Source organism: Pseudomonas sp. BP11-1-1 (assembly GCF_052112105.1).
GTDB classification, from domain to species: domain Bacteria; phylum Pseudomonadota; class Gammaproteobacteria; order Pseudomonadales; family Pseudomonadaceae; genus Aquipseudomonas; species Aquipseudomonas alvandae.
This window is the reverse complement of sequence record NZ_JAUTYU010000062.1, coordinates 1-255: the sequence shown is the minus strand read 5'-3', so window position 1 is coordinate 255 and position 255 is coordinate 1. Positions and strand designations below refer to the sequence as shown.

Annotated in this window: 1 rRNA gene; it reads right to left on the bottom strand. The window is 48.6% G+C overall.

The window, feature by feature from the left end:
- Positions 1-255, bottom strand: a 23S ribosomal RNA gene (locus Q7C33_RS29005); the annotation flags it as partial.

Genomic DNA, 255 nt, shown 5'->3' with positions numbered 1-255 from the left:
TTCCAGAGCGTTCCGCTAAAATCAAAGAAGCTTAAGGGCTAGTCCCCGTTCGCTCGCCACTACTAAGGGAATCTCGGTTGATTTCTTTTCCTCAGGGTACTTAGATGTTTCAGTTCCCCTGGTTCGCCTCTTGCACCTATGTATTCAGTACAAGATAACCATCTTATGATGGCTGGGTTCCCCCATTCAGACATCTCCGGATCAAAGTCTGTTTGCCGACTCCCCGAAGCTTTTCGCAGGCTACCACGTCTTTCA